The following is a 5,691-nucleotide window of genomic DNA, read 5'->3' as shown; positions in this document are numbered from 1 at the left end:
GGGCATAATAAAGCATCTATAGAAATGCATGGTTTATACTGAATGGTATTTATTCTTAAAATGAACGATATGATAAGAAAATTTCATCTTGCTGCCATCAAAATAAGCCATTCACAATTTTACCACGTTTAGGAGAGAACAACTAGAGGAGCATCATAAATCCTTGTTAATGGTGAAGGTGAAACGGCGGGAGGGGGGCAAGTATAGGCCATCAATCTATCGCTTCACATTTATATAGAAGTGCAAGTATAACAGTTGGCTGTTTTGAAAGCGTTCACTTTGATGTTAGAAGACTTCTTTGCAATTAGAAACATGTTTTTGCTATTCCCTTTCCATTCTGGCAACATGGAAGAACGAGTATATTTACGAAATGTTTTTAGTTTTAGTATGTTCATTTTCAGTCTCGAACTAACCAATATTGTCTTTTTTGTTTTTCTGAGGAATTAAAGGGAATTTATGGACGTAACGCCTGTCTGTTTAATGATATTGAGGAAAAACCGAAAAAAGTTTATGATTTTAAAGTACAATGAATGATTCATTTTTATTTAAATAATAATTTGTTATAGGTGGTCTAAAATGATTAAAAAGCTTCTTGGAAAAGGGAAAGCAAAAAAAGCTTCTAAAATTAAGCTGAAACAAGTTCTGACCATTGTGCAAGAGGAAAATAAACTGTTGATAAAAGGGCAATTTTCAATAGAACATTATTGCGCAAAAGAACTATGGCTATATTCTAGGGATAATGAAGATCAAAAAATAAAAATAGCTGAATCAGTGAGCACATCTAAATTTGAGTTTAAAGTAGATATGAAGGATTTAATGCGGAAATTAGAAGATGTTGAACCGACTGTTTATGACTGTTACATAAAGGTTTCCGTTCCGGTTGAAAGGCTGAGCAAAAAAACGATACTTAGTATCGAACATAAAGCCGAATATGTAGAAGTGAACGAACAGGTTCATATCGAATATCCAATTCGTCTCGGGCGTTTCCAGGAAACGCACGCGAACAATTTGAGTATCTACAAATATGAAGATAACCAAAGTTTATTCTCTATAACGAATAAAGGAAATTTATCTCTTTACTTTAATATGGTCCCTAAAATTTCGATTAAGTCTCAAATTGAAAAAATTAAAAATAAGTCGAAAACCATGCAAATTAATGGTCAAATTTTCACCAAGCATTCAAGAATCATAAAAGGCGAGGGCCTTGTAAAAGGAAGGCAAAGTTCCAAAGAATATCAGGCAAATATATCTTTTATTCATAATGAGGAAATGAATATTAAGAAATATGGACTTAATCGTTATATATATGATTTGAGATTGGATCTAGAACAGTTAGTCAGTGCGGAATTGGAAGATGATGTATATGACATTTACATGAGACTACATTTACATGATCAGGAAGAGCCGAAAATGGTACGCGTCGGAAGACCAACCACCAGAACTAAATTATTTACTAAAGAGACCGATGTCAGCTCGAATGATGGAGTGGCTATCGTCAATCCTTACTATACCTTTAAAGCATCCAATTTATCTTTGGAAGTGTTTAACTTCACTACAGAAAGTTATAGGTATCTAAAAAGGATGATGGGATGGAGGAGATTCCTAACTTTATTTAAACAGAAAAAGGATGTCTGGCTAGTTGGAGAAAGAACGTATAAAGCCCAGGATACCGGATATCACTTTTTTAAATATATGAGGGAAAATCATCCAGAAAAAGAAGTGTATTATGTAATAGAGGAAAATTCCGTGGAAGCCAAGAACGTCGAACCCTTTGGAAATGTACTTTATTTCAAGTCAAAGGATCATATTAAAAAGACGATGGAATCGACACGTATCATTTCATCACATCACCCGGATTATTTATATCCTTTAAGGACATCCGAATTTAAAAATCGTGTCAAGGGAGTTAAGGTTTTTCTTCAACATGGTGTTATGGGCACTAAGAATATGGTGGCAAACTACGGGAAAAATGCAGTCTCCGGTTTTAGTACGGATGTTTTTCTGGTAAGTTCAGATTTTGAAAAGGATATGATTGTAACTGATTTTGGTTACAACGAAAAAGAAGTATTCGCGACGGGACTTTCGAGGTTCGACTCGCTGTTTAAGGATGATGTTTCAACAAAGAGGCAATTATTGATCATTCCAACATGGAGAGATTGGATTACTTCCGATGAAATATTTTTGGAAAGCGAGTATTTTGAAAGGTATCAGAAATTAGTGAATCACCCGGTATTACATGATTTATCTAAAAAAGAAGGGTTTGAAATCATTTTTTGCCTTCACCCTAATATGCAGAAATTCACATCTTATTTTAAGGATGCCCCTGTTAGGGTAATTAGTCAGGGGGAAGTGGATGTCCAAAGATTAATCAAGGAAAGTGCGATTATGATCACGGACTATTCAAGTGTTGCTTTTGACTTTAGTTTTCTGCATAAACCGGTTATCTACTATCAATTTGATAGAGATCATTTCATAGGGAAAAGACCTTCACATTTGGATTTGGATAACGATCTTCCTGGTGAAATCGTGAATGAATTGGATGAATTATTGGGTGTATTAGCCGAATATGCCAATACAGATTTTGTCATGAAGAAGAAGTATATGGACAAGGCCAACCGTTTTATTAAATATCGCGATGTCCATTCTAATTCAAGGATATTCGAAGTGATTCAAAATGCAGAAAAAGATCAAAATTCACTAACTAAATTATATAACCATCCGATATCCAAACTCATTTTGAATCGGTTTAGGAAAAGTGATAGATATTTCCCTGTCATGAAAAAAGTTTATAAAATCATGTCCAGGGTTATCCCGGTTGACCGGAACCTTATTCTTTTTGAAAGTGGGATAGGGAAGCAATTCGCCGATAGCCCCAAGTATATCTATGAAGAACTGGTCAAAAGGGATAATAAATATAAAAAAGTTTGGGTGTATAATGGTAATTTACCGATAAAAGGAAAGAATACAAAGCTGATAAAACGCTTAAGTCCGGAATACTATTATTATTTAGCCAAAGCAGGTTATTGGATAAATAATCAAAACTTCCCTACCTATTTAAGCAAAAGGAAGGAAACGACTTATATTCAGACTTGGCATGGTACCCCTTTGAAAAAAATGCTATTTGATATAGACAATATTCAAGGAAGAGACGATGGGTACTTAAATCGAGTGCATGGTGCAACGAGAACTTGGGATTATTTAATATCCCCAAGTCCATACGCATCCACGGCCTTCAGAAGTGCTTTCAAATATGAAGGTGAAATATTGGAAACGGGATATCCAAGAAATGATTTGTTTTACAGGGAAGATTCTTCAATAATCGCCAAGTCGGTGATGGAAAAACTGAAGATACCAAAAGGGAAAAAAGTCATCTTATATGCTCCTACATTCCGGGATAATCAAACATCGAAAAACAATAAATTTATTTTCGAGCTGAAATTTGATTTGGAAAGAATGAAGGAAGAACTAGGAGATGAATATATCCTGTTATTAAGGATGCATGTTGTAATCAGTAATAATCTCAGCATCCCGAGTGAATTTGAGGATTTTGTGATAAACGTATCCAATTATTCAGATATTCAGGAACTTTACCTGATTTCCGATATATTGATTACAGATTATTCTTCAGTAATGTTCGATTTCGCTAATACCGCTCGGCCGATTTTGTATTACACGTATGATCTGGAAGATTACAGAGATAACATCCGTGGATTCTATATGGATTTTGAAAAGGAAGCACCTGGTCCATTTTTAAAAACAACCGAGGATATTATTGAAACTATTACCAATATCGATAAAATAAACATGCAATATAAAGAGAGATATGGTTTATTTAGAGAGAAGTATTGTGGAATAGAGGACGGTAAAGCTACACAGAGAATCGTGGATAAATTTTTTAATGATTGATTCCTTTAATAAAGGGTATTGTTGCTTTTAAGTAGCTGGTAAATTGGCTGCCTGGTCGAAACATCTATGTTACCTCTAGAAATAAAAGGAGAGGAATCGTATGAATTTCTTGGTGCGTCAAAAAGCGAGGGAACTTTTAAAGAGCAATATACCAATAAAAAATAATCCTGTAAGCTTAAGGAATAAATTTTTAGGAAAAGGAAAAAAAGTCACTGTAGTCACTGCAGCATACAATGCTGAAAAATTCATCAGGAAAACGATTGAATCAGTGATCAATCAAACCATGGGCATGGATCAGATTGAATATATCATCATTGATGATTGTTCGACTGATGGTACCAATAAAATCATTCAAGAGTATACGGCTAAATATAAAAATATCTGTTCCGTTACCCTTCAAGAAAACAATGGGTCACCTGGGACCCCTAGGAACATTGGAATAGAATTGGGAACATCCAAATATATCACTTTTTTAGACGCGGATGACTGGCTTGCCCATGATGGACTGGAAAGCCTCTATAACATCCTGGAGGAAACCGGTGATGATTATGTAGTGGGCAAAACGGTAAAAGTCGAATCTGAGTCAGAGAGTGTGATCGGGGAGTTTGCTTCCATTAAAGAAAGAAGAAGCATCACCCCGATGGATGTACCGCACTTTTTTTATCATATGGGTCCAACGGCCAGGATGATGAACCTGCATATGGTTAAAGAAAATGAAATTGGTTTTCCGAATATGAAATTCGGTGAAGATAAATGGTTTTTTACTGATGTTTTCTTTAAAGTTAGAGCTGTATCAACTACTAAAAAACCTATTTATTATGTCAATAGGACTTCGGAAAACTCATCTTCTTTAACACGTGTTACGAATATGTTAGAAAAAAGAAAAGCGGATGTTGATATAATAAAGTATATTCAATCCAAGGATACGGCCATTGAATTGAAAAGGGTGGCTCTTAACCGGATTTATGAGTACGACATTGTAAAAACGTTCGACAGTCAAACCTTTGTGAAATCCAAGAATAAAGAAGATTTTATTGAACTATTAGGGGAAGCTGTCGAAACTGCGAAAAACTTGTCATATGACTTCAAGAATGAATTCAAAGTACCTATTTATAAATTGGCACTTGAATTATTCATGGAGGATCGTATTGATGATTTCATAAAGTTGTTTGAATGGTTAAAGCGAGATTCCAATAAAAAATACCATATAAAAGATGGTTTACCTTATTATGAACTTCCATTTCTGAATGACGAATATCGCTTTGTCAGGATACCGATGCTTGCTCGTGCCCTGGATTCTTATATTATGGATAATGTCTACCACCAAAGTTTTGAGATTTATGGTGATGATATAGACAACATAGATTCTGTATTGATACGTGACAGGACAAGAATTGACAATGAAATCAATTGCGGAGTTCAAATAGAAGGTAATAGAGGCCATTTCACTGTTTCATTAGATGAAATTGATAAAATGGAAAAGTCGTTATTTACGGTGTTCATTCGCTACAATGATTATCAATTGGTGAATATTAAAAGGATCCTGAAAAATAAGATGACGTATAATAAGAAAAATGTGGAGTTTTATACAACAGTGGCAAATAATTTGGGACTGGCAATAAAGTCTTTGGAGTAGCTGTTAGGAGTACACCAAAAATAAGCTCTCCCTTCTATTGGGCGAGCTTATTTTTCATTCGATTTATTAGCATGGTTCCATTATCATTAATCAATAAGGCTGTTTTCGCATACTTTGTTGCTATTTACCAAGTAAAGCGGTGTGGTTGA

2 protein-coding genes are annotated in these 5,691 nt (G+C 34.6%); both read left to right on the top strand.

Annotated elements, in window-relative coordinates:
* The first annotated feature begins 576 nt into the window (after window positions 1-576).
* On the top strand, window positions 577-3,906 hold the full coding sequence (locus ACFVSH_RS22125; RefSeq protein WP_387707841.1) for a CDP-glycerol glycerophosphotransferase family protein: 3,330 nt from the start codon (window positions 577-579) through the stop codon (window positions 3,904-3,906).
* Window positions 3,907-4,006: 100 nt separating this feature from the next.
* On the top strand, window positions 4,007-5,542 hold the full coding sequence (locus ACFVSH_RS22120) for a glycosyltransferase family 2 protein (protein WP_387707839.1): 1,536 nt from the start codon (window positions 4,007-4,009) through the stop codon (window positions 5,540-5,542).
* Window positions 5,543-5,691: the final 149 nt, after the last annotated feature.

The organism is Peribacillus sp. NPDC058002, assembly GCF_042886655.1.
Taxonomy (GTDB): Bacteria; Bacillota; Bacilli; order Bacillales; family DSM-1321; genus Peribacillus; species Peribacillus aracenensis.
Note: the sequence above shows the minus strand (reverse complement) of the source record. Positions and strands in the feature narration are given on the sequence as shown.